This is a genomic window from Gluconobacter sp. P1D12_c, from assembly GCF_018812105.1.
GTDB classification, from domain to species: Bacteria; Pseudomonadota; Alphaproteobacteria; order Acetobacterales; family Acetobacteraceae; genus Gluconobacter; species Gluconobacter oxydans_A.
The window spans coordinates 1-492 of sequence record NZ_JACSIQ010000350.1 but is presented as its reverse complement, the minus strand read 5'-3'; the positions used below and the strand labels follow the sequence as shown (position 1 = coordinate 492).

General features: G+C 57.7%; 1 pseudogene. It reads left to right on the top strand.

What is annotated here, in order from left to right:
- A pseudogene (locus KP705_RS17125) lies at positions 1–492 on the top strand (Tn3 family transposase); the annotation flags it as partial.

The following is a 492-nucleotide window of genomic DNA, read 5'->3' as shown; positions in this document are numbered from 1 at the left end:
TTGATTCACTGTCTGCCATTACGGGAATTGACTGGCCCCGCCTCCAGGACGCCATCGGCAGGGCTGAAACCCTGACAGCTCCAGAGACCATTGATCGCACGGCCGAACTGATCAACCGGCATCGCTCTCTTCGTCCTGACATTGGTCCATTCCTGAACGCGTTCCAGTTTCAGGGTGGTCGCACGGTACAGGGATTACTGAAGGCGGTGCAGATCATTGGAGACCTCTATCGGACCGGTAAACGCCGCTTGCCTGACTCCTGTCCGATCCGTTTCATTCCGCCTTCCTGGCACAGCTTTGTCAGGCCAGAGGGAACAGTCATACGACAGGCTTACGAACTCTGTGTTCTGACCCAGCTGCGCGAGCGTCTGCGTGCCGGAGACATCTGGGTAACGGAAAGTCGCCAATACCGCGCATTCGACACCTACCTTCTTCCGGAAGCCACGTTTGCAGCGATGCGCGCGCAAGGACCGTTGCCTCTGGCGATCAATG